The sequence below is a fragment of the Acidobacteriota bacterium genome (assembly GCA_016208495.1).
GTDB lineage: Bacteria > Acidobacteriota > Blastocatellia > Chloracidobacteriales > Chloracidobacteriaceae > JACQXX01.
This window is the reverse complement of sequence record JACQXX010000170.1, coordinates 1-23200: the sequence shown is the minus strand read 5'-3', so window position 1 is coordinate 23200 and position 23200 is coordinate 1. Positions and strand designations below refer to the sequence as shown.

At 49.9% G+C, this 23200-nt stretch carries 14 protein-coding genes; 7 read left to right on the top strand and 7 right to left on the bottom strand.

What is annotated here, in order from left to right; translation table 11 throughout:
- The first annotated feature begins 199 nt into the window (after window positions 1-199).
- Complete coding sequence (locus HY774_29505) at window positions 200-1498, top strand: bifunctional folylpolyglutamate synthase/dihydrofolate synthase (GenBank protein ID MBI4752645.1); 1299 nt, start codon at window positions 200-202, stop codon at window positions 1496-1498.
- Window positions 1499-1943: 445 nt separating this feature from the next.
- On the opposite strand, the gene HY774_29500 is transcribed toward HY774_29505, so the two are convergent.
- From HY774_29500 to HY774_29490, 3 genes are all read right to left on the bottom strand, one after another.
- Entirely contained in the window at window positions 1944-2492 is a 549-nt protein-coding gene (locus HY774_29500) for an HAD family hydrolase (GenBank protein MBI4752644.1), read from the bottom strand.
- A 2-nt stretch (window positions 2493-2494) separates the two neighbouring features.
- Window positions 2495-2899: a hypothetical protein gene (locus tag HY774_29495; protein ID MBI4752643.1), complete on the bottom strand. Its 405-nt coding sequence runs from the start codon at window positions 2897-2899 to the stop codon at window positions 2495-2497.
- A gap of 141 nt (window positions 2900-3040) precedes the next feature.
- The gene (locus tag HY774_29490; GenBank protein ID MBI4752642.1) at window positions 3041-5182 is read right to left on the bottom strand and encodes a HEAT repeat domain-containing protein; all 2142 of its coding nucleotides are present in this window, start codon (window positions 5180-5182) and stop codon (window positions 3041-3043) included.
- A 147-nt stretch (window positions 5183-5329) separates the two neighbouring features.
- Between HY774_29490 and HY774_29485 the strand changes: the two genes are divergently transcribed.
- On the top strand, window positions 5330-5602 hold the full coding sequence (locus tag HY774_29485; GenBank protein ID MBI4752641.1) for a hypothetical protein: 273 nt from the start codon (window positions 5330-5332) through the stop codon (window positions 5600-5602).
- 70 nt (window positions 5603-5672) lie between these two features.
- Here the strand turns inward: HY774_29485 and HY774_29480 are convergent, their stop codons facing one another.
- On the bottom strand, window positions 5673-7190 hold the full coding sequence (locus HY774_29480; protein MBI4752640.1) for a WGR domain-containing protein: 1518 nt from the start codon (window positions 7188-7190) through the stop codon (window positions 5673-5675).
- 633 nt (window positions 7191-7823) lie between these two features.
- Between HY774_29480 and HY774_29475 the strand changes: the two genes are divergently transcribed.
- Window positions 7824-12050 carry a PAS domain S-box protein gene (locus HY774_29475; protein ID MBI4752639.1) on the top strand — a complete coding sequence of 1409 codons (4227 nt, stop codon included), beginning with the start codon at window positions 7824-7826 and terminating at the stop codon, window positions 12048-12050.
- Between the two features lie 137 nt (window positions 12051-12187).
- Here the strand turns inward: HY774_29475 and HY774_29470 are convergent, their stop codons facing one another.
- Window positions 12188-14245, bottom strand: a complete 2058-nt coding sequence (locus tag HY774_29470; GenBank protein ID MBI4752638.1) for a carbon starvation protein A — start codon at window positions 14243-14245, stop codon at window positions 12188-12190.
- 229 nt (window positions 14246-14474) lie between these two features.
- Between HY774_29470 and HY774_29465 the strand changes: the two genes are divergently transcribed.
- Window positions 14475-15326, top strand: a complete 852-nt coding sequence (locus HY774_29465) for a YARHG domain-containing protein (protein ID MBI4752637.1) — start codon at window positions 14475-14477, stop codon at window positions 15324-15326.
- 113 nt (window positions 15327-15439) lie between these two features.
- On the opposite strand, the gene HY774_29460 is transcribed toward HY774_29465, so the two are convergent.
- Window positions 15440-16591: a dispase autolysis-inducing protein gene (locus tag HY774_29460; GenBank protein ID MBI4752636.1), complete on the bottom strand. Its 1152-nt coding sequence runs from the start codon at window positions 16589-16591 to the stop codon at window positions 15440-15442.
- 429 nt (window positions 16592-17020) lie between these two features.
- The gene (locus HY774_29455; GenBank protein MBI4752635.1) at window positions 17021-19387 is read right to left on the bottom strand and encodes an NAD(P)-binding domain-containing protein; all 2367 of its coding nucleotides are present in this window, start codon (window positions 19385-19387) and stop codon (window positions 17021-17023) included.
- A gap of 585 nt (window positions 19388-19972) precedes the next feature.
- Here HY774_29455 and HY774_29450 point away from each other — a divergent pair.
- From HY774_29450 to HY774_29440, 3 genes are all read left to right on the top strand, one after another.
- Window positions 19973-21550 carry a methylmalonyl-CoA carboxyltransferase gene (locus tag HY774_29450; GenBank protein ID MBI4752634.1) on the top strand — a complete coding sequence of 526 codons (1578 nt, stop codon included), beginning with the start codon at window positions 19973-19975 and terminating at the stop codon, window positions 21548-21550.
- A gap of 392 nt (window positions 21551-21942) precedes the next feature.
- On the top strand, window positions 21943-22821 hold the full coding sequence (locus HY774_29445) for an SIR2 family protein (protein ID MBI4752633.1): 879 nt from the start codon (window positions 21943-21945) through the stop codon (window positions 22819-22821).
- Window positions 22818-23090, top strand: coding sequence for a hypothetical protein (locus HY774_29440; GenBank protein MBI4752632.1), 273 nt, complete (start codon window positions 22818-22820; stop codon window positions 23088-23090). The genes HY774_29445 and HY774_29440 overlap by 4 nt, the downstream gene beginning before the upstream one ends.
- Window positions 23091-23200 lie beyond the last annotated feature (110 nt).

Sequence of the window (23200 nt, the reverse complement as noted above, 5' to 3'; positions counted from 1 at the left end):
TGAAGGATGAGGGATGAGGGATGAGGGATGAAAAAAGAACCAAAACTTCACAACCCGAAATTCCCACCCCTGACAAGCTGACAAGGGAAACACGGGATTTACCTCATCCCTCATCCCTCATCCCTCATCCCTTGGTTTCATCCTTCATCCTTCATCTTCATCCCTCATCCCTCATCCCTTGGTTTCATCCCTCAATAGAATGACCTACCACGAAACCCTTGATTATCTGTATGCACTCGGCCATGAAGTCTTAGCCATGAAGCTTGGCTTGGAAAACATCACCCACCTCCTTGCTGCACTTGGAAATCCCCATCGGACTTGTCGAACCGTGCATGTTGCGGGAACGAACGGCAAGGGCTCGACCTGTGCCATGCTGGCTTCTATCTTGCAAACGGCTGGTTTGCGGGTTGGTCTCTACACTTCGCCCCATTTGGAGCGCATTGAAGAGCGCATTCAAATCAACCGCCAGCTCATCGAGACCAATGAGTTTACCCGGTACATCAAAGAAGTTCGGAACACGGCGGAACGGTTACTGACCGCCGGGAAGCTTCAGGCACGGCCAACATTTTTTGAACACGTCACGGCGGCGGCTTTTCTCTACTTTCATCATCAAAAGCCGGATGTGGTGGTGCTGGAGACCGGGTTAGGTGGTCGGCTGGATGCAACCAACGTGGTGTCGCCGGAACTGGCCATCATCACCAACATTGGGCACGACCATCAGCAATATCTGGGAGACACGCTGGAAGCGATTGCCGGTGAAAAAGCTGGGATTATCAAGCCAGACACACCGGTGCTGGTGGCTGGAACTCAGCCAGTTGAAGCTGCCGCTGTGATTCGCAATCAGGCCACCGCTGTAAAAGCGTCATTGGAATGGGTGTCGCCACTTCCGATACTGGGGCGAACCGCGACAGGTGAATTGCTGGTCAAGGTAGGCCAGGAAATTGCCTGTTTGCCCTGGCGAGCAAGTGTCCAGGCCCAAAATGCCGCGCTGGCCGTGGCGGCGGCCAAACGACTTCTGCCAAAAACACCCGAACGGGAACAGCATTTGATGAATGGCATCCAGCACACCTTCTGGCCAGGCCGAACTGAATGGTATGAAGGGACGCCGCCAATGCTCCTGGATGGGGCACATAACCTGGAAAGTATGGCTGCCCTGGCTGAATGTCTCGAAACCGGAGTCAAAAACCGTCCTATCACGCTGGTCTTTGCCGCGATGCGCGATAAACCCGCCGAAGATCTTTTGAAATTACTGGCGCCGCACGTGGCCAAAATCGTCTGTGTGCCGGTGAGTGGTAATCCGCGTACCTACTCGCCGGATGAACTGGCCCAGGCTGCCCGAACATACTGGCGCGAGTATGCAATTTATACCGACGTTTGTATTGCTTCGGGGCTGCAGCGTGCCCACGGGTTGACCCCGCCAACCGGACTGGTTCTGGTTACCGGGTCACTCTATCTGGTTGGCGAAGTCATGGCCCAGCAAGCTGAAGGACAGGGGTGACAAGGTGAAGGTGACAGGGTGACAAGGTGACAAGGTGACAAGGTGATAGGGTGACAAGAAAAGAAGATTGAACGTAACTATTCAGACCCCATCCGTGGTAGTTTTCTTCAGCAGCACATACAAGATGCTGTATTGTGACTGAGCCGAAAAGACTTAAGTACCTTACCGAAAATTTCCAGACATTTTGAACCACGAAATACACGAAATACACGAAAAGAATCAAACACTTACCAAATCAAATATCTCAGGAAATTTATGACAAGGTACTTAAAATGCTTAGTTTTTAGGTTACATTCACTAGCCAAAAGAACTAAGCCTCTTGTTCACAACAAATACAAGGCTTATAGGAGTCTGAATAGTTACGATTGAACTACTGACTACTGACTACTGACTACAAACTGGATTTATTTTGTTTGTAATGAAATACACGCGAATCTTTGTTTGTTCAAAAGGAATTTCGCCACCAGCGTTTTTCAATGGTTCTGATATTCGGAAACTGGTCTAAATGCTTCAAATAGGGCATTAAGTGGAATAACTCACCATCATCCAGTCCACCGTGGAACGCTTTTATTTTCACAAGGTTGCCATAGTTATGCACATGTTTTTCGGGGCTGTCATCAACGACAATCATTTGCTCCAGGTTATATCCTTTGCGTTTGGCTTTCACCAGTTTTTTGGTCCAGAAATGGTCACGAAGGTCATAGTCATAACTCAGGGTACACTGCTTGCGCGACCAGATGAATTCAAGCTGGTGGCCTGCTGGAATCAAATGAGCTGCAACTGCCTGGACATAGTCTTCGCTTGAAGACGACCAGATGGCGACCCGGAAACGGTCAAAGCAAAATGTCAGGAACTCGTCCACGCCGGGGCGCTTGTAAATCGAATAGCCAAAAACCTGAAAGTCAGGCGAGCGTTCGAGTTGATGTTCTGTCCCAAAGATCAGCGTTTCATCCACATCCAGGATCAGGAGTTTTGAAGAAGCGGAAAGTGGCATAGTTAATCAGTGTCCGTGGTACAAAGCAGCCACCATTTTTGGGTTGCAGCATTGTAGATAACAAACGTTGAATCCCAGGCCACATCGTAAAACCAATCTGTCCAGGCTGAATAAAATCGAATGCCGGTCACCCAAGAGCGATACTTTTCAGCCGCAACCAGATCAAGAAAATTGCGGGCCAGGGAACGGGCTTCATCTTCAGAAGACCGCCATTTGTTGTATGCCCCACCATTGATGAGGATTTGGGTCAGACTGCCTTCTAACTCGTAAGAATTCAAGGGATGGAGCGCCGGAAGTATCAGTTCGTCATCTATTTTCAATTCGGGAACTTCTTGCTGAATGGTTTGGGATTTCAAAAACTGAGAAATAATTGGTTCTGGAGCGATGAACAGTGAATCTGTCTTCAAGTGGCTGAACTCAGAGAGGGAAAAGCAGCACAAAATCACAGCTCCACCGCTATATATTTGCTGAAAGGCTTCGAACAAAACCACAGCTTGAGGTTTTTCAAGGTTGATTCTCGATTGGCTATATTCAACAGTCATAACAAGTTACTTCCTAACGTTTTGATCAAGACTGAGACGCTGTTTTAGCCGATCCAGCGCATGCTCGGTGTACGAGCGGACAACTGGATCATCGTCATTCAAAAATGATTGTAATGCTTCAACCGAGCGTGGATGAAGAATCTCCCGCAGAGCTGAAACCACTGAAAACTTACCGCGTGGTATATTTTTGTGAGCAAGGTTGAGCAGGGGCTCAATCGCCTTTTCACTGCCAAATTCACCCAGAGCAGAGGCCGCAGAGCTACAAATCCGCTCATCTTCATCGTGTAAAGCGTCAAGAATGACATCAAAGACGCGTTCATCCTTACTTTTCCCCAATGTGATCAATGCTTTCCATCGGGAAACAAAATCTGAGCTTTTGGCAGCCTGGATGACTAAATCAAGAGGTGGATGCTGATGTAAACTCATCAATGAATCAGCGGCTGCAATATGAATCCGAGGAACTTGATCATCGAGGGCACGCATGAGAGCCGGGATAATCCGCTCATCAGTTGACTTCAGATGGGCAAAAATCTCGGCTGCATGTTCGCGAACTTCAGGTGCTCGATCATCAAGCAAGGAAATCAATCCTCCGATGGCGGCCTCAGTATTGAACTTCGCCAGAAAATCAATCGCGGTTTTTCGAATGTAAGCATCCTGTTCTTTCTCCAGATGGGCTAAGACAATTCGAATAGCAGAAGAATCAGCGACGTGCTGCAAGGCGCGAAACACACCATACCGGGTCATTTTGTTTCTATCTTCCAGGAACTGAAGTAGCCGCTCAGTTACTTGTGGTTCAAGTTCATCATTGTGGGTAAAAGCCCAAATCGCCATGTCACGAACCTTTTTTTCAGGATCGTCAAAAGCGTTCAAAAACGCCGCAAGTACTTCATCTGTATACCATTTCAGTCCATTATATTCCTGTAGTAACGCTGCTCCGGCACGATGGCGAACGTCTGCATTTGGGTCGGTTCGAAACCGTTCAATCAGTGGATGGATGATTCGTTCGTCATAGCAATCATCCAATCCTACGGCAGCCGCAACCCGAACGTCCGGTTCCGGGTCATTGAGAGCGACCAGCAACTCTTCAATGGCAAGATCAGCATTTCTTCGCAGGGCGACTGCCGCCCGTTCGCGAATTCGGAAATCCTCGTCTGTCAGTGCCTTTTTGAGTGCTTCAACTGATGTTTGGCCCTGAAGTCTAAAAAACGGGAAAGCCGCCCGATGTCTGATTCTCCGGTCTGGATCTGAGCAAACTTTCAGAATCAGTTCGGTGGCTTTGGGGCCGCCGATTTTGCCCAATGCTGAAAGAAAGGTTGACTGATACAGATCGTCAGCTTTTTCAAAGAGGTTGATAAGTGGTTCAACGGCGCGTTCGTCTCTGAGTTCTCCCAATGCTCCAGCCGCTGTGGGCTGGTCGTTTAAAGGATCTCCACGGACCAAAAGGTGCATTAACGGCATCACAGCAGATTGATCATTGAGTTTTCCCAAAGCCGATGCCGCGTGAGACCGAACCCAAGAGTTTGAATCTTCCAGGCATTGAATCAATGGCTCAACCGCTCGTTTGTCACCAAGTAAACCAAGTGCTTCGGCGGCTTCATAGCGGACGGTTGAATCTCTATCCTCCAAAAGTTTGATAAGTGGTTCAACCGCAGAGGGTTCGCAAATTTTGCCCAGGGCCATTGCTGCACTGGAGCGAACATCCGGCAATGGATGAGCTAATGCTTCAAGCAAGTGCTTGACAATGATTGAATCTCGGGTTGGTTCGTGGGTATACATTGCCACCAGAGAGGTTGCAGCCCCACGATTCACTGAAGAAGCCGGGTCCTTTAACGCCAGGAGCAATGGCCCGAGGGCACGAGTATCAGGGGGAAGGTAAGCAAAGGCATAGGCGGCTGTGTATCTGACATGTAAGGCTGAGTCGGTCAGAGCCTGGATGATTGGTTCAATAAATCGCGGGTTTTTAATTTCTTGGGCTGCGCGAATTGCACTTTCTCTGACTTTGGGGGAAGAATCAGAGATAGCCTGACCAATGAGGTCAAAAGCTCGTTCGTCATATTCATAAGTCAGCTCACTCAGGGCGTCTATTCGCTCTTCTTCATTCGATGATTGTAATTTCTCAAGCCATATCGTTACATTTTGATTGTCCATAAAGATCTTGAACCAGAGAAGTTAAGTCCCTTATCATAAATTTACGAAGAGATTGATTTTTGTAGGTGTTTGATTTTTTTCGTGTATTTCGTGTATTTCGTGGTTAAAAATGTCTTGGAATTTTCGGTAAGGTACTTATCTACACCTATGCGCGACCTCGAAAGCAAATCGTTGATCTACTTCAAAGCCGGACTGTTTTTGTTTCTTGGGTGTCTGGCAATGGGGTTGATTTTGCTCGAACACCCGTCGTGGAAGCTCGGCGGACTGATGGGACTGGCCATCTGGTCGTTTTGCCGATGCTATTACTTTGCCTTCTATGTGATTGAAAAATATGTGGATAGCGAGTACCGCTTCTCCGGAATCGGGTCTTTTCTCACGTACTGGCTGACCAAACGAAAAACAACGAAGAATGAAGAATGAAGAATGAAGAAAGCAATTTGAGTTGCTGAATTTCTACATTCTACATTCTACATTCTACATTCTGCCTCTTTTACTGCATGAGTTTGCGGATCGTGCCAAAGACACGATAGAAGCCGCCCTGTTTGGCTTCGCGGACTTCGTCCACGACATAGCGGGCGCCGGCTTCGCGGATGTCTTTCGGGAACTGACAGTGCCAGTCACGGTTGTAGCCTTCAGAAATCACTCGGACACGCAACCCACTGCCTTCGCGGTAACATTCGACCGTCACGCCCTGGCTGGCATCGGTGGTGGTTTCAACCGTCGCCGGGACAAAGGCTTCGACCTGTGGTGCCGTCAAGCTAACCGCTTTGGGCACGGTCCCGGTTTGGGCGGCCTGGATGGCGGCTTCGCTGGTGTCAATACAGGCCAGGAAGCCGTGGTGGGTCACGATATAGAGCCGCTCCTGAAAGTACTGCATCGAGAGCGCCACGCCGCACCCGGTCGGCAATTGCCACAGCAATTTTCCTTCGCCATCAAAACAATAGATGTCGCCGGCTTTATCGGCGCCAAAAACATATCGCCCATCGCCCGAAGTCGCACACGAATACACGGCGCCGTTACAGCGGTACCTTGGACCTTCCTCTCCGTTTTTTGCAAATTTGTGGATATGACCATGGGACGTGCAGGCATAAACGTCGGCTTCTTCCTGCCAGCCAAACAGCACGGCACCAGGGGTCAGGCGCGTCCAGATGACTTTGCCATCTTCCCAGTCATACATGGTGACGCCCTGGCCATGGCCGTGATAGACGCCGATTTCATCGCAGCGGACCATCCATCCGGCGGAACCGCCGCTTTTTTTGGACCACTGGGATTCATCTTCGTGGTTGATGACCGTCACATTTCCGGCGGAGTCGGAAACCGCCAGCACGCCGTCGCAGATATCAAGCCAGAAAATGTCTACGTCATCTGAAATTTCATAGGCCAGCGTGGGGGATTTGCCGCTCAGGTCATAGACTTTGCCATCATCACACCCGCCATAAAGCCAGTCACCGTCAGAGACAATACACTTGACTCCGTCGGGCAGCTTGAATTTGCGATGGACTTCGCCTTCGTGGTTGAGCGCAAAGATTTTTCCGGCTTCATTGCCGACCCAGCAATAGTTGCTATCCACAAAGATGCCGAAGGCACAGGCTTCGGTGTTGAATTTCCACACCACCGGGGCCGTCTGGCGTGGTGGAGGCGGGGCCACTGGTCGAGCCGGAGCACTTGACCGCGAAGAGGTGCTTGAGCGCGCTGGTTGACTGCGCGCCGGCTGCGCGGCTGGTGCCGGGGGCAGGTCCAGCATCGCCGAACGCCGGGTGACGGTGCGTTTTTGCCGCACACCCTGGACGGCGGGTTCGTAGCCTTTTTTCTTCTTTTCGTTAATCTTTTTCTGCGCTTCGGCGGTTGCTTTTTCAGGAGTTGGGAAATCTTTGGTTTGGACCTGGCCGGCATCGCCAATTCGCCCATAGCGAATCGTGAGTTTGGCGCCGTCAACGACAACTTCATAAAATTTATGTGAACTGCCACCCTCTTCCGAGAGTTCAAGATAGGTTCGTTCCTCAGCCATAAAGCCTCCACTAATGAAAAAATAATAAAAATGAGTCAAACGTGTGAGAGTGATTTTCCCGACAGCTCAGCGTTAAACTGTGAGTCGGTCGAGAACAGGCTAACTGATACAGGTAACTGACCATATCTGAGTCATTCGAAAATTTCAAAGCTGGTGGAGTTTTCTTTGATTCGAAGGGACGTGCGTGGTGGTGGAAATACTAATATCAGTTTGTCGTCAGTCGTCAGTCGTCAGTCGTGTACTAAGTTTATTTGATTGAATTACTTGACTGTCTTCTACTACGAGTATTGCATTGCAAAATGGTATAATTGTCTCCGCACCAGCACCGTTCGGTACCTGTTTTGATTGCCCAACGACCCACAGGGGTTTCCGTGACCGCCCTGGTTCAACCGGTGTCGTGTTTCGATCAAATAGTACTAAATTTAAGTTGAGTTTATTCAGGAACCACATACAATAATCCAGCCTTCTCCAAGCTTGCCCGATTTCTCCTTCAGTGGTCACGACTCTCAGCTTTCCCTTATAACCAATGATAAATCAGTTGCTTTCGTGCGGTTTAGCAAACGTGAGCGCTTTACTGGTGTTGGTTTGTGAATCAGATGGTTGAGAAAACCCGCAGACACAGGTTTACCAGGTATGTCAAATCAATCAAGTCGGGAAAGGCATGTCCTCGAACAGGATCCGCTGAGTCTGGCCATCCTCAACCAGGCGGCGTTTTTTTCAGGGTCGCCGGTACCAATTGTGGTGATTGATCTTGCTGGTCGGGTTGTGGCCCTCAATCCAGCCGCTGAGCAGTTTTTGGGGTGCAGCATTCCTGAAATAAAAGATCGTGCGTATCCCTTTGTAAAACCTGAAGATCTGGACGCCCATGCGCTGCTTCTCAAGCGCATTGCCGCTGGTGAGTTGATCCCCAAACATATCGCCTTTCGGGTTGACACTGATGGGAACTCGCTCCAGGTGGAAGTCACCCTCAGCACCATAACTAGCGGAACAGAAGTGGCTGGAATTGTTGAATTTCTCAATCCGGTGGCCGCTGATTCCCAGTTGACGATGCTGATGGGTGCGGTTGAGGCCCTTCCACACGGGACCATCATTTGTGATGCGACGCTCCCTGATCTCCCAATCATTTATGCCAATCCAGCCTTTGTGAAATTGACCGGGTATGCCAGAGAAGAGATCCTGGGGCGGAACTGTCGGTTTCTGCAGGGGCCGCACACTGATCAGGCAACGGTTGCGGTGTTACGTCAGGCGATTGCCGAATATCGTCAATTTGAAGGTGAATTACTCAACTATCGTAAGGACGGAACCTGGTTTTGGAACCGATTAACTGTTGCCCCAGTGACCAATCAGCGGGGTAAACCAACCTATTTTGTCGGAGTGCAAACTGATGTCACTGACCGGAAAGCCGTTGAATTGAAGCTTCGGCAAAAAGAGCAACTCTTTGAGCATGGTCCCGCCGTGATTTTCCGATGGGAAGTCAACGCTCCGTATCGGACACTCGCTATTTCCGCGAATATCAAACAATTTGGCTATGATCCAGATGCATTTCTCTGTGGAAACATCACCTGGGTGGATCTGATCCATCCCGGTGATCAAGCGCGGGTACAGGCTGAAGTTCTCAACCAGCAACAATTGCAGCCCCTTCCAAAATTTACTGAGCAACGGTATCGAATTGTCTGTGCCGATAGTTCAATAAAATGGGTATATGCCCATTTTGTCCCAGTGCCAGATAATACTGGGGCCATGGTTGCCGTTGATGGGTATTTGTTGGATATTACCCATCGGAAGCAGGCTGAAGATGCCCTGCGTGAAAGTGAGAACCGACTCCGGCGCATTGGAGATAATCTTCCCGACGGTGCCCTGTACCAGATGGTGACTTCTCCAGAAAGAAATCGAAAATATACCTATGTTAGTGCGGGGGCCGAACGAATACTTGGTTACCCGATTGAAGCAATTCTGGCGGATGCTGATCTGGTCTACAAATCAGTTCTCGAAGAGGATATGCCCGCTCTCCTGGCGGCTGAGTCCAAAGCCTGGGATGAACTCTCGATCTTTAATCATACGGTTCGGGTGTGTACCACCACTGGGGAACTCAAGTGGATCCATTGCCAGTCATCACCGAGGTTGGATCCAGATGGCTCAGTTGTGTGGGATGGGGTCGTGATTGATGTTACTCAGTCCAGGTACGCCGAAGAATCACTCAAACGAAGCGAACGCTTTTTGAATGCCGTCTTTGAAAATTCACCCGTTGGGTTAGAGGTTTTTTCCCTGGACGGATGGTCGCTTCGGTTGAATACAGCCATGGCTCGGTTTTTAGGTTATGCAGATAGTCGTACGGCTGCAATTGACAAATTCAATGTCCTGACTGATCCGTTGACCTTAGCGCTCGGATTACCCGACCATTTCAACCGGGCGCTTCAGGGGGAAATAGTTGAATTGGGTTCGCAAATCCTCGACCTGACTGTGTTTCAGGCACAGGCTGTCCAGCCGAGTATTATTTATTATGATTCAGCCTTTGTGCCAATTGCTGACGAATTTGGAAAAATCATCAACATCATGTTTATGGTTTGGGACACCACCGCGCAAAAAGAAGCTGAACGGGCGCTTCGTCAAAAAGAGCAATTGCTCCGGCAAGCTGCCAAAATTGCCAAAGTCGGCGGTTGGGCCATTGAGTTGAAGATCCAAAAGCTCTTCTGGTCAGAAGAGACCTATCGCATCCATGAGGTTGACCCACAGTATGAGCCAGATGTTGAGTCGGCCATCAATTTTTATGCTCCTGAAGCCAGACCGGTGATTCAATCTGCGGTTGAAAAAGGCATCCGTGATGGAGAAGGTTTTGATCTGGAATTGCCTTTCATCACAGCCAGGGGAAAACAATTGTGGGTTCGAGCTTTGGGAGAGGCCGAATTTGAAAAGGACGAATGTGTCCGATTAGCCGGCGCCTTTCAGGACATCACCGAACAAAAAATAACCGAGCTGGCACTCAAGGAAAGTGAAGAGCGGTTTCGGGAGATTGTGAATACCTTGCCCCAAATGGTAGGGGTCATTGACCGGGAATTACATTTTCAGTTTATCAACAACACATACCTGGAGTTTTTTCAGCTTGAGCGTCCACAGATTATTGGAAAAAGCGTTCTAGAAATTATTGGGCCTCAGGCTTTTACTCAATTCAGTCCACTGATTGAACGAGCACTCAATGGTGAATCCGTCCATTTTTGCCAGCAAATGTTCTATTCACACGCCGCGCCCTATCTTGATGGATATTTAATCCCACATCGTTCGGCTGGGGGCGAAATTATCGGTTATCTTACCGTTAAAACAGATGTCACCCGGGTTAAAGAAGCCGAGATTGCCCTCCGTGAAAATGCCGAGACCTATCAGTCGCTCCTTAACACGACTATGGATGGTTTTTGTCTGATTAACGATGAAGGGAAGTTTGTTGAAGTCAACGAAGTGTATTGCCAGATGCTTGGGTATTCACGGGCTGAACTTTTTACAAAAAGAATCTGCGATCTTGATGTTCAAAACACAAATGGTGAACTGGCCGCTCGGCTTCAAAAAATTGTTGAGCGAGGGAGTGACCAGTTTGAAACGCTCAATTGCACAGCAGATGGACGAATTATCACTGTTGAAGTCAGTTGTACTTACCTTGCCAATAAACGTCAAATTCTGGTTTTTACTCGCGACATCACTGCCCGAAAACAAGCCGAAGAACAACTCCGCCAGGCTCAAAAAATGGAGGCAGTTGGCCGCATGGCTGGGGGAATCGCTCATGATTTTAACAATGTGCTGACAATAATCATGGGGTATATCAACATCCTGCAGCAGCGATTATTGCCTGATCATACCTGTTCTCCTGTGATCGAACAGCTCTTGAAAGCCAGCGAGCGAGGATCTGCTCTGGCTAAACAGTTGTTGATTTTCAGCCGAAAGCAAAAAGTGAAGTGCAACCCAATCAACCTCAACGATTCGATCACTACCATGAAAGAGCTTCTTCATCACCTGGTAAATGATGGGCAGGAGTTGATGTTTTTGACCGATCCAGAGTTAGGGATGATCTGTGCTGATGCCAGTCAACTTGAGCAGATTATACTGAACCTGACCGTCAATGCCCGTGATGCAATGCCCAATGGTGGCAGGCTCATCATTGAAACGTCAAATGTGGAACTGGATGAGGAGTTTACCCAATTCCACCCTAAAATCCGACCCGGGCCGTATGTTCTACTTGGCGTTACCGATACTGGCGTTGGTATGGATGACCAGACCAAAGCCTGTATTTTTGAACCCTTTTTCACCACCAAAGAGATGGGGCGTGGCACGGGTCTTGGTCTGGCAATCGTGTATGGCATTGTCCAATCCTGTGGCGGCTACATTGTGGTTGACAGTATGATTGGCGTCGGTACCAGTTTTTCGATTTATTTTCCAAGGATTCAAAATGGAATGCTAATCAAGCGGAGCACTGCTCCAAAGCGGGTTGCTCAGAAACAGAATAAAGTCATTTTGCTGGTTGAGGATGATTTTGAAATCCGGCAAATGCTGACCAGGATGCTCAAGGAAAATGAATACAACCTGTTGGTCGCGGAAAATGGGTTTGAGGCGTTACAGGTTGCGACAGACTATGGCGAGCCGATTCATTTGGTGGTGACTGATGTCCGAATGCCTAAAATGGACGGCATTGAACTGGTGAATGTCCTGGCTCCACATCATCCGGAAATGAAGATTCTGTATATTTCAGGGTATGTGGATGCCAGGCTCCCCAAAACCGAAACATTGACGCACTCACACTTTCTGGAAAAACCGTTTCCTCCCGACTTGTTTCTTGACAAAGTGCGAGAATTACTCGGTGACAGGGTGACAGAATGAAGAATGAAGAAACCTTTTAGTGGTTAGTGGCTGGTACTTGGTACCTGGGATTTGGTACTTCTTCGAAAGTATTGATTTCTAAACACTAACCACTTTCTTCATTCTCAATTCTTCATTCTCAATTCTTCATTCTCAATTCAGCAGCACCGGGTTGGGCCGCCATATCCAGTGGCTTTCAATGCATCATCGGGGGCGGCATCCGGGTGGATTGAAACTCGACCGCGATAGACGCCAATCCAGGTCCAGAGCGCAGTTCCAAGCGTTAGAATCACCAGCGTGATAAACACAATGGCCAGAACGGCATCCAGACGATTGTTGAAAATCAATTGTGCGTTTTTGGCACTCAGAGATTGTTGCTCGGCCAGTCTGGCGGCGGCTGAGAGAAATCCAATTTTCGGATTGGCTGACCAGACCTTTTGATACGTTGCCGTAAACGTCACAGCCACCAGCCACACCAGCGGCATGACCGTAATCCACACAAATCGTGCTTTCCCAATTCGAATCAGAATCGTGGTGGCCACGGTCAATGCCAGAATCGCCAGCAACTGGTTGGCGATGCCAAACAGCGGCCACAGCGAGTTGATGCCTCCCAGTGGGTCAATTACACCTTGATACAAAAAATAACCCCAGCCGGCAACAATGAGCGCGCTGGCTAAAATTGCCGCTGGATAACTGTCAGTTTTCCCAAGCGGCTTCCAGATCTGTCCAAGCAGGTCTTGCAAAATGAAGCGCCCAACGCGTGTTCCGGCATCCAGCGTGGTGAGGATAAAGAGGGCTTCGAACATAATCGCAAAATGATACCAGAGCGACATCAAGTGCACGCCACCCATGGCTTCGGCAAAGATTTTGGCCATTCCGACCGCAAGCGTTGGGGCGCCGCCGGTACGTCCCCAGAGGGTATCTTCACCGACCTGCCGGGCGAGGGTTTCCATGTGTTCGGGCGTGATGACAAATCCCCAGCTTTGAATGGTTTGGGCGGCAGCCACCGGATTGGGTCCAAGGAGCGCCGGAGCTGAGTTAATCGCAAAGTAAATGCCCGGATCCAGCACCGTCGCCGCGACCATGGCCATAATCGCAACAAACGACTCAGTCAACATTCCACCATACCCAATCATCGGCGCATCCCATTCACGGGCAATGAGTTTTGGCGTGGTTCCCGATGCCACCAGCGAGTGAAACCCGGAGATGGCACCACAGGCAATCGTGATAAAACAGAACGGGAAGATCTTCCCGGCGAAAACCGGCCCGTTTCCATCCACAAACCGGGTGAAGGCTGGCATTTGCAAATCAGGTCGCAGGATAAAAATCCCCAACGCGAGCGCCACCACGGTTCCAACTTTGACAAACGTGGACAGATAATCACGCGGGGCGAGCAATAACCAGATGGGTAACACTGATGCCGCAAACCCATAGCCGATAAGCAAAAAGGCCAGCGTTTTCCCGTCATAGGTAAAAAGCGGTGCCAGGGTGGCTGATTCCGCCACCCAGCGCCCTCCGACAACCGAGAGAAACAGCAAAACCAGCCCGATGACCGAGGTTTCAACGACGCTTCCGGGTCGAACAAATCGCATCCAGAGACCCATCAGAATCGCAATCGGAATCGTGGCGGCGATGGTGAAGGTTCCCCAGGGACTTGATTTCAGCGCATTGACGACCACCAGTGCCAGCACGGCCATCAAGATGATCATAATCATCAAAATTGTGACCAGAGCCAGCAGGCTCCCAAACGTTCCAATCTCATCCTTGGCGATTTGGCCAATTGAGCGTCCCTTGCGCCGCATCGAGCCGACCAGAATCACAAAATCCTGGACGGCTCCACCTAAAATCACGCCGACGATAATCCAGAGCGTTCCTGGGAGATATCCGAACTGGGCCGCCAGTGTCGGGCCAATCAACGGCCCTGGCCCCGCAATCGCGGCGAAGTGATGGCCATAGAGCACCCAGCGATTGGTCGGAACAAAGTCCCGCCCGTCTTCCTGGGTCACCGCTGGCGTCTGGCGGCTATCGTCGAGTTCATAGACTTTGAGTGCCAGGTAGCGGCAATAAAAGCGATAACCGACGGCATACACGCACAGGGATGCCGCCACCAGCCACAAGGCACTGATAGGTTCACCACGATGGAGCGCGATCTTGCCCAGGGCAAACGCACCGATAATTGTTATCACACCCCACAAGGCACGTTGTTGAAGGCTCATAAAACTATTGAGGGTTCAGGGTTTAGGGTTCAGGTATCATGTTGGGATACGGATCTCTCACGCCCGTAGGGTCAGCATAGAAGAACTGTGGTGAGAAGCCCACGGTTTCTGACCAAGAAAGTTCTTGCCAATATGCCGACGAACGGGGGAAACTGCAAGTCCATCCCTTTTCAGAAAAATCGCCGTGCCAACAACATTTTTTCAACAAGAACAAAAAAGAGAGGCTGTTATGCGACTTTGGCTGTTTGGTGGATTGATTGTGTTGATCTTGCTTAGTGGATGTAGCGGGTTGACGGAAAAGCCGAAAAAAGGTGACTCAAAAGGCAAACTTGAATCAACTGATGAGGGTTCATCCCGAGATTCAAAAACTGGAGGCGGGCAAGGGAAGGCAAGTGATGGGAAATCGCTGTACTTCAACCGTGAAATCACTGACCGTGATCTGGAAGGCCGAACGCTCAGAGAGCTGGCGTTGATCCGCAATACAATTTTTGCCCGTGCCGGGAACCCATTCCGAAAACAGTGGTTGCACGATTATTTCACTGCCCAGGCATGGTATAAACCGCTTGAGCGAATGGATGACAGCAAGCTCACTGAGCTTGACCGGCGCAACGCCTCGTTTGTCGCCGACTATGAAGCCGGGATTGCAAAAGCTGATCTTGCTGCCCAGAAAGCCAGACTCCTTGAAAAATCAGGCAAAGCCATTTTGAGCGAAGAAGAGCGCATCGAACTTTCACTGCTGGCCCGTTCGCTCGGCGAAGCACCAACCGATGAAGCTGGTGCTGCGTCGCCGCTCGATAATCCGAAACTCCTCGACAAGCTGCTCAGGGTAGACCAGCTCAAGGATTATTCGTTGCGGGATCTGCAACTGCTGCGCAACACAATTTATGCCCGGCGGGGACGTGGCTTTAAGCGTGAGTCAATCCGTGAATACTTTAGCCGGATGGAATGGTATCGCGAAGATCCGGCCTACACCGATGCGATGTTGAATGAAACCGACAAACGCAATATTCAGATTATTCTCAGCGTTGAACAGGAACTTGGCGGGCCGTTGCAAGGAGACAACTGGTTTGGCGGTGCTTGATAAAGCTGAAACTGATTCCTCAGTTTGGGGAAAACGGGTCTTGTGGGAGAAAAAAATGGCCCAACCGCTGAAGAACCCTCCAGCGGTTGGGGAAAAATTGTGGGGTCAGGGGCTTACGGTCCTACGGGTTCAACCACTTCCAGTCCAAAGTACATAATGGACGGATCCTTGCGGGAAAAGGTAATGGAATCAATTCCATCATAGGAATTGTGTGTTTTGGTCAGTGACTGATCACGAAGATTGTAACGAAACACATCGGTTCCGTAATCCTGGTAATAGGTCCCAAACACAAAATACAAGATACCTGGATTGGTTGGGTGCGCGGCCATCGCGGGTTGGTTCCGAATAGTCACATTCGCCGAGTGGTCAATCACTGGATAGAAGGTCTGGCCACCGTTGGCGGAGAGGTAAATATGCCGCCCGCCAGATGGGTGATTCTGATTAGTTTCGGTCAAGTTAATGGCCATCGCCCAGACGATATTGTCATTGACCGGAGAAATGGCAAATTCAAAGACATTGGCGGGCTTATCTTTCCCATTAAATCCGGTCGCCTGTTGCCAGTTTCGGCCCCCATCCGTGGTCACAAACGCGCCTTTCACAACTGTTCCGACGAGAATGTGGTTCAGATTCTCAGGGGCAAAGGCAACCCGGTAGGGAAAGACCGCACCGTCTTTTTTGGGCAGCGACGCAATCAGTTGCCAGTTATCGCCGCCATCAAACGATTCCAGAATTCCAGAACTATCCCCAATGCGGACATGATCAGCATTGTCCGGGTCAGTTCCAATTCCAATGATTCCTTCAACTGGGGCTTTCAAATAAGTAAACCGGTCACGATCAATGCGGATCAGAAACGTCCGGTTTTCTGACCAGCCAAACGCCCGGTCTCCGGCGCCAGCCACCAGCTTTAAGGGGAAATAGTCACCCAACGAGGTGTCCACGTCGCCAATTGAATCCCACGAACATCCATTATTGGTTGAGCGCAGGATGGTGGCATTGTGGACGGCAAGCAGTGTCCCCGGTGTTCGAAGTGCCGTCAGGCCGTAGGTATACCCAATTCCACGCAGATTTTCGGAGGTCGGCAGGAGCGAAGCGCCATTATCGGTGGTCATGGTGATGGCACCTGTACCTTGAACGACTCCGCAGGGGGGACGCAGACTGGGGAGTTCCTGCCCTGAGACAGTACTGTCAAACGGTATGGCCAGCCCTGATTTCACACTCAAGGAAATCAGAAAGACTGCCAGTACAACAAATAATTTTACTTTCATTTTTTTTAACTCCAACAAAAAAAAAAAGTGTGACGGGTTGGACTGAAGGATTTGAAAAAAACCTGTATTCCCAACCCAATTCCTCATCAAACAGAAGAAATCGGTTTGAATCTGGACAGAAATGGAACGACCAGAAGATGCTGTCTGCCTGAGCGATTGGTGAGGTGCGGGGGCCATCGAGGCTGATCTCACCCAGATCACAGGTTTGCAATGGAAGTTCCTTGAACCAGACACCTCTCTCCCCAGAGAATCCAGGTGAGAGGTGAAGATGGAATGCTGGTACGAAATTGTCAGGGTGAGGTTCTCTGGGTTGGAGAGTCGAGTTTTTGGCGCGCAAAAAAGGAGAAAGCCCAGGATTTCTCCTGAGCTTTTCCTCGCAGGCTATCGGTTTTCTGTGAGATTGATTCTGATACGGGACTGATCTGGCAATCAGGAGCGCACCCGCCGGAGTTGCACCAGTTTTGGCCCTGGATCGTGTGGATGCCCGGTTCCGGTCTGTCCAAAGCTTAAAACATCCATCGGACAACTCACGACGCAGGCTGAACAGCGGACACATTCGACGTCATCCATCGGACGGCCCTGGCTGGCATAGCCCATCACGTCAATTCCCATGTGACAAACTTTGGTGCAAATGTTGCAGCTAATGCACTTCTTCTTATCAGAAAAAATCCGGTAGCGTGAAAATTTAGTGTAAATGTGCATCAATGCAGCCAGTGGGCAGCCGTAGCGACACCAGATCCGGCCTGAATAAAAGAAGTAAACCGCCAGCGGAATTGCTCCCGCAAACGCCACATCCACCACCAGCGAATACAGGTTCTTAAGTCCAAGGCTGAGTTTGGCGAGCGTCAGGCTGCCGAGTTTGGCAGTACGGAAGATCGAACCTTCGGGTGTCCAGTGCCCAAGCGCCCACAAAATGGTGATGAAAACAATCGCGGCCAAAATCACCTGTCCGAGATTTTCCCAGCGCTTGGCTTTTTCACCGTGCGGCGCCAGCGTCCGATAGTCATCACCCAGGGTTTCCGCCAGTGCTCCGCAGGAACAAATCCAGCCGCAATAGGCGCCTTTCCCAAAGTAATAAATCAGCGCTGGAATGATGACAAACGTCTGCAAAATACTCATTCCAAGCCAGAAGGCACTCGGTTCACCCGTCAGAACATTATGGATATAGAGCGGATAGGCCAGGACCAGCCCATAGATGTTCGAATACGACTGGTTGGGGAAAACATAGGTTTCCATCCAGGCAGGCAGGTGGATGAAGCCGCCTTTGACGCCGAATTCCAATCCGTACGGAAGCCCAAAGAGCATCACTACCTGAAAGAAGATCAGCGAAATGGTTTGTTTGGTAATGTAGTCGTTTTTCTTTGTGACAATCCGCCGGATGCCAAACACCAGAATTGCCAGACTGTAGAGCGCGCTGTACCAGAAATATTGATCCAGCCCAAGCAATTTGTACGGTGCCGGTTTCCCATCCGGCCCAACGTGGTCACAGACCAGAAATAAGGACAAAAGCGTGATGCCGGTGGTCACAACTGCCGTCAGCAGGGGAGGCACAAGGCTTTGAAAACCCCTGAGTTTATGGCGGTTCGTCGTCCAGTAGACATACAACACCGTCGCCATCATGGCGATGACGGTCAGACCCGGAATTGCCAGCACGCCGATTTTGGCGCCGAGCGAAGCTTCCGGCGTGAGTTTCCCAGCGACGCTCTTGCCAAAATAGACCATTGAGAAGACAAACACCGAAAGGCCAAAGAGCGCGAAGCGGGCCGCCGTCCAGGTGTTTTCAATCGTGATGCCGAGTCGTTCGAGGAACTCATAGGGCAGTTCCTTACCAATCATGGTGAAAACCACATCGTTGGGAAGATGTCTGGTTTCTTTGCCAATTTGAAGAACCACTGAGGTTTCGGTGATTTCCTTGACTGTCGAGTGATAGAGCACCGTGAGTTTCCCGGCCTGAAACAGCGTTTCCAGCCGCCGGGCATTGCCTTCTTTAATGCGGGAAAAATCTCCTTTGCGATAGGAAATCGTGACGTTGTTTCCGGTTTCAACCAGGGCAATCGCCGTTTCAATGGCCGAATCACCACCGCCAACGACCAGTATGTTTTGATTACGGTAATCAAGCGGGCTAAACAACCGGTCAGAAACTTTGGAGAGTTTTTCGCCTGGAACATTGAGCGTGCGCGATTTCCCGGCTTTCCCAGTGGCCAGCACGATAAATCTGGCTTTCACCGGTGGTTTGTTTTCGACAGTCACTTCAAAAACGCCATCCTGGTTTTTGCGAACATCGCGCACATTCATACCTTCCAGGATGCTGAGTTGCTCGCGGTCAAGGAGCTGGAACCAGGTCGCCAGGGTTTCCTCTTTGGTTGATTCGACCACCGGAAGTTCACTGGGATTGGCAATCTGCATGGGTTCAGCAAAGATTGGCTTGCCTTTGGGGAAATTCACAATTGTGTTGGCAATCCGGACGCCTTCGAGGACCACATACCGCAACCCCTGACGTTTGGCGTGGAGCGCGGCGGCCAACCCCGCCGCCCCAGCCCCAATGATGGCCACGTCAGACACTGAATCGTCGGCTATGGTTGGCGATTTGGCCAGTCGTGCGGCAATGTGCCCGATGACTTCAAAGCCTTGTTTGGCGGCAAATTTCAGGAGCGGCAAACCAGATAAGTCACCAACGATATAGAGTCCATCAACTTGTGATTGATAATTTTCTCGAATGACCGGATAGCGGACGACTTCGCCAGTCGGTGTTCCTTGCTGTAACCAGTTGAAATAGGTTGAAATCAGGTTTGTCATAATACTTAGGGTTCAGGGTTCAGGGTTCAGGGTTCAGGGTTCAGGGTTCGGGAAAATAGAGTTGCTTCCCCAGATTCACTGTTCACTCAAGCAAAATGATGATATGAAAAAGGATATACCGGTTTTTCCTGACAGCTCGCAACTTACTATTTTGTTGCTTGCTCGTCGTGCGTTGTTCTTGGCTGTTTCGTTTTGAATGAGTATGGATGGTTTAATCCCTTTGAAGTTGGAAAATATTCTTACCGATTGAATCTTTTGGCGTGGATTTCTTCGGAATAGAAAAACTCAGCCGTGGATTTCACGCGGCATTCACCCCCCAATCTCATCGTCAAATTCAATCAAAAACCTGAACAATCTGGGCTCATTCCATCAATGAGACCGACTTGGGATTGTTTCTTGGAATGGAAAAGGGGCAGGTATTCAAGAAGTTGTCTTTCCCTGAACCCTGAACCCTGAACCCTGAACCCTGAACCCTGAACCCTGAACCCTGAACCCTGAACCCTGAACCCTGAACCCTGAACCCTGAACCCTGAACCCTGAACCCTGAACCCTGAACCCCGAACCCCAAACCCCAAAATCCCCATAATGAGCACAAAACCAGAACCCACTCCCAACTGGCAACCAGAAATTGATGAACTCCGCAAACGCGAAGAACTCGCCCGCGAAATGGGCGGTGCCGAAAAAGTCGCCAAACATCGCTCACAAGGCAAACTCACCGTCCGCGAACGGATTGACGCAGTCCTCGATATCGAAACCTTTCACGAAAAAGGCGTCCTGGCGGGGACTTCCCAATATGATGAGAATGGAAAGTTAAAGAGCTTCGTTCCAGCCAATTTTGTCTGTGGAACGGGGCAAATCAATGGCCGAAAAGTTGTGGTCGGCGGCGATGACTTCACGGTTCGCGGAGGCGCCGCCGATGCCGCCATCATTGCCAAACAAATCTATGCCGAACAGATGGCCAACAGTCTGCAGATTCCAATCGTGCGTCTGGTGGATGGAACTGGCGGTGGCGGCAGCGTGAAACTCCTTGAAACGCACGGGTTTACCTATGTGCCGTTCAATCCGGGGTGGGATTATGTGGTTGACAATATGAGTGTGGTCCCGGTGGTTGCCGCCTGTCTGGGTTCAGTGGCTGGCCTGGGCGCCGCGCGCGTGGTGGCGTCACATTTTTCGGTGATGACCGAACACACCGCCCAGTTGATGGTCGCGGGGCCACCGGTCGTTAAATTTGGCACCGGCGAACTGGTCACCAAGGAAGACCTCGGCGGAGCACAGGTTCACCGAAACAGCGGCGCGGTGGATGTGATTGTCCCCACCGAAGCCGATGCCTTTGCCATGGTGCGCCAGTTTCTGTCCTATCTTCCGTTGAATGTGTTCCAGTTGCCGCCGGTTGAACCAACCCTGGATCCAATTGACCGACGCGAAGAGTGGTTGATTTCAGCCATTCCGAAGAACCGTAAACAGCGGTACAAAATCAGGCCCATCCTTGAAGCCGTGTTTGACAAACACTCAATCTTTGAACTGGCAAAGTACGGTGGCTCGGTTGTAACAGCTCTGGCCCGATTGGATGGTCACCCGGTTGGCGTAGTGACCTTTGATTGTTGTGTCGGAGGCGGTGCGCTTTCGGTCGAAGGCGCTGACGCCATGATTCGGCTGGTTGATTTGTGCGACACATTTCATCTGCCGATTGTAACGCTGACGGACCAGCCTGGAATCTCGATTGGTCGCACGGCAGAGCGAAGAGGGGCGATTCGTTACGCGGCACGGGCGATTTCGGCGGTGTATCAGGCCCGAGTTCCAGCCGCCGAAGTCATTTTGCGGCGTTTGTACGGTGTCGGAGGTGCTGGAATGACCAACCGTCACCGATTTGTTCACCGATTTGCCTGGCCGTCGGGCGATTGGGGGTCGCTTCCACTTGAAGGCGGTATCGAAGCTGCCTACCGTCGCGAACTCGAATCAAGCCCCGACCCGCAAACCCTTCTGGCTCAAATCAACGCCCGCCTGGATGCTGTCAGGTCGCCATTCCGGTCTGCCGAACAGTTTTTAATTGAAGAAATCATTGACCCACGCGAAACACGCTCGCTGCTGTGCGACTGGGTCCACGATGCCTACGCAGTGCTTCCGGAGTTGCTTGGCCGCCCAGCCCGAGGCACCAGACCGTAAGAATGAAGAGTCAGTACCACCTGCGTGAGCGGGTGGGATTACAAGAATGAAAAATGACCGGGCACACCGACCAATAAGGTTGAGAAGTACAAATTGCGGGAACGGATTTTGAGGAAGTTGAGGGAAGGAAGATAGAATAACAAAGTCCTGTTTTTGCAGCCTTAACGACTTGGAACAGTTTGACAGGGAACAACTCTTTGCTACATAGTTTGCTAACTTCGACTTAAATCGGTTCAATTCTATCAAAAGGTGTATTAGGTCAAGGGATTGCATTTGATTTGAATGGGTTCCAATTTGAAATGCCAATCCTCATTTCTAATAAACTTTCTTGGTAGATTGTAACTTGCCAGTTTGTAAATATAATTAGATCAATCGTTTCAGAGGTGGTTGTGATGGAGTTTCAGGATAAAATCCATGTTGAGCATATTCGGAAAGAAATGTGGGCCGGGCGTGAATATGGCCGGGTAGCCGTTATGGTTGGCGCAGGGTTTAGTTTAAATGCTGAAAAGGTAAGGGAAACCACAAACTCATTTCCTACTTGGAAGACACTTGTAGAAAAAGTCTATGATAGGTTATATCCAAATGAACCAGGGAAGAGAGCCGAATCTGTGGCTGGAGATGGAGCTTTAAAGATTGCGAGTGAGTACGAACAGAATTTTGGACGATCCAACTTAGAAAGACTAATTATTGAAAGCTTGCCAGACAGAGACTTTTCCCCTGGCAACCTTCATAAGTTGCTTATGAATCTCCCTTGGTCAGATGTATTTACAACGAATTATGACACCCTATTAGAGGGGGCATCGCGTTTAATCCCTGACCCAAGGTATGATGTTGTTTACACATCTGCAGATCTCCCAGGATCTTTAAAACCTCGAATTGTAAAATTACATGGAAGCCTGCCATCCACTCGCCCTTTTATTTTGACCGAAGAAGATTTCCGAACATATCCAACGAAATTTGCCCCATTTGTTAACACAGTCCAACAATCAATGATGGAGAATACTTTTTGCTTGATTGGATTTTCGGGAGCTGATCCAAATTTTCAACATTGGTCTGGTTGGGTTCGTGACCATTTAGGGAAAAACTCACTAAAAATCTACCTCTGCGGGTTTTTTGAAGGCTCAACCTCACAACGACGGGCACTTGAGAGTAAAAATATTATTCCAATCGACTTGAGCCCAATGGTCAATAAAGGAACCCCCAATCGGCATGCTGCTGCTTTGAAGTGGTTTCTAGAATATTTGAAAGATGGCGAAACAAAAAAAAAGTGATGACATGGCTTGGTTCTACAAGCCACGTCCCTGAAAGGAAATTCTCAAGGCGGAACATCCCACCAAAATTTGATATAAAGCAAATCCAAGAATTAAAAAAGGAATGGGCTACCTTTAGAAAAAACTACCCTGGTTGGGTTGTTTGTCCAAAAGATGAACGTGAAGAGCTATGGCAAGATACGGATTGTTTTTTTTCCGATATTTTGCATTTTTTGAAAGAGCAGAATACCACTGAATTTTCAGGAATTCCCGGCGAGCAGGCCAGGTAGACCCGATCTTTGTCGGTCAGGCTGGTTTGTCACCTCCAGCCGACAGACCACAAGTGAACCTGCGGTTGAGTTGGAAACAGCAGGCCAGAGAGTTTCAATTGAGTGTTGAG

Excerpts from the sequence above, each read along its gene's own strand:
- HY774_29505 (MBI4752645.1), top strand. The coding sequence starts at position 200 with ATGACCTACCACGAAACCCTTGATTATCTGTATGCACTCGGCCATGAA.
- HY774_29500 (MBI4752644.1), bottom strand. The coding sequence starts at position 2,492 with ATGCCACTTTCCGCTTCTTCAAAACTCCTGATCCTGGATGTGGATGAA.
- HY774_29490 (MBI4752642.1), bottom strand. The coding sequence starts at position 5,182 with ATGGACAATCAAAATGTAACGATATGGCTTGAGAAATTACAATCATCG.
- HY774_29485 (MBI4752641.1), top strand. The coding sequence starts at position 5,330 with ATGCGCGACCTCGAAAGCAAATCGTTGATCTACTTCAAAGCCGGACTG.
- HY774_29480 (MBI4752640.1), bottom strand. The coding sequence starts at position 7,190 with ATGGCTGAGGAACGAACCTATCTTGAACTCTCGGAAGAGGGTGGCAGT.
- HY774_29475 (MBI4752639.1), top strand. The coding sequence starts at position 7,824 with ATGTCAAATCAATCAAGTCGGGAAAGGCATGTCCTCGAACAGGATCCG.
- HY774_29470 (MBI4752638.1), bottom strand. The coding sequence starts at position 14,245 with ATGAGCCTTCAACAACGTGCCTTGTGGGGTGTGATAACAATTATCGGT.
- HY774_29465 (MBI4752637.1), top strand. The coding sequence starts at position 14,475 with ATGCGACTTTGGCTGTTTGGTGGATTGATTGTGTTGATCTTGCTTAGT.
- HY774_29460 (MBI4752636.1), bottom strand. The coding sequence starts at position 16,591 with ATGAAAGTAAAATTATTTGTTGTACTGGCAGTCTTTCTGATTTCCTTG.
- HY774_29455 (MBI4752635.1), bottom strand. The coding sequence starts at position 19,387 with ATGACAAACCTGATTTCAACCTATTTCAACTGGTTACAGCAAGGAACA.
- HY774_29450 (MBI4752634.1), top strand. The coding sequence starts at position 19,973 with ATGAGCACAAAACCAGAACCCACTCCCAACTGGCAACCAGAAATTGAT.
- HY774_29445 (MBI4752633.1), top strand. The coding sequence starts at position 21,943 with ATGGAGTTTCAGGATAAAATCCATGTTGAGCATATTCGGAAAGAAATG.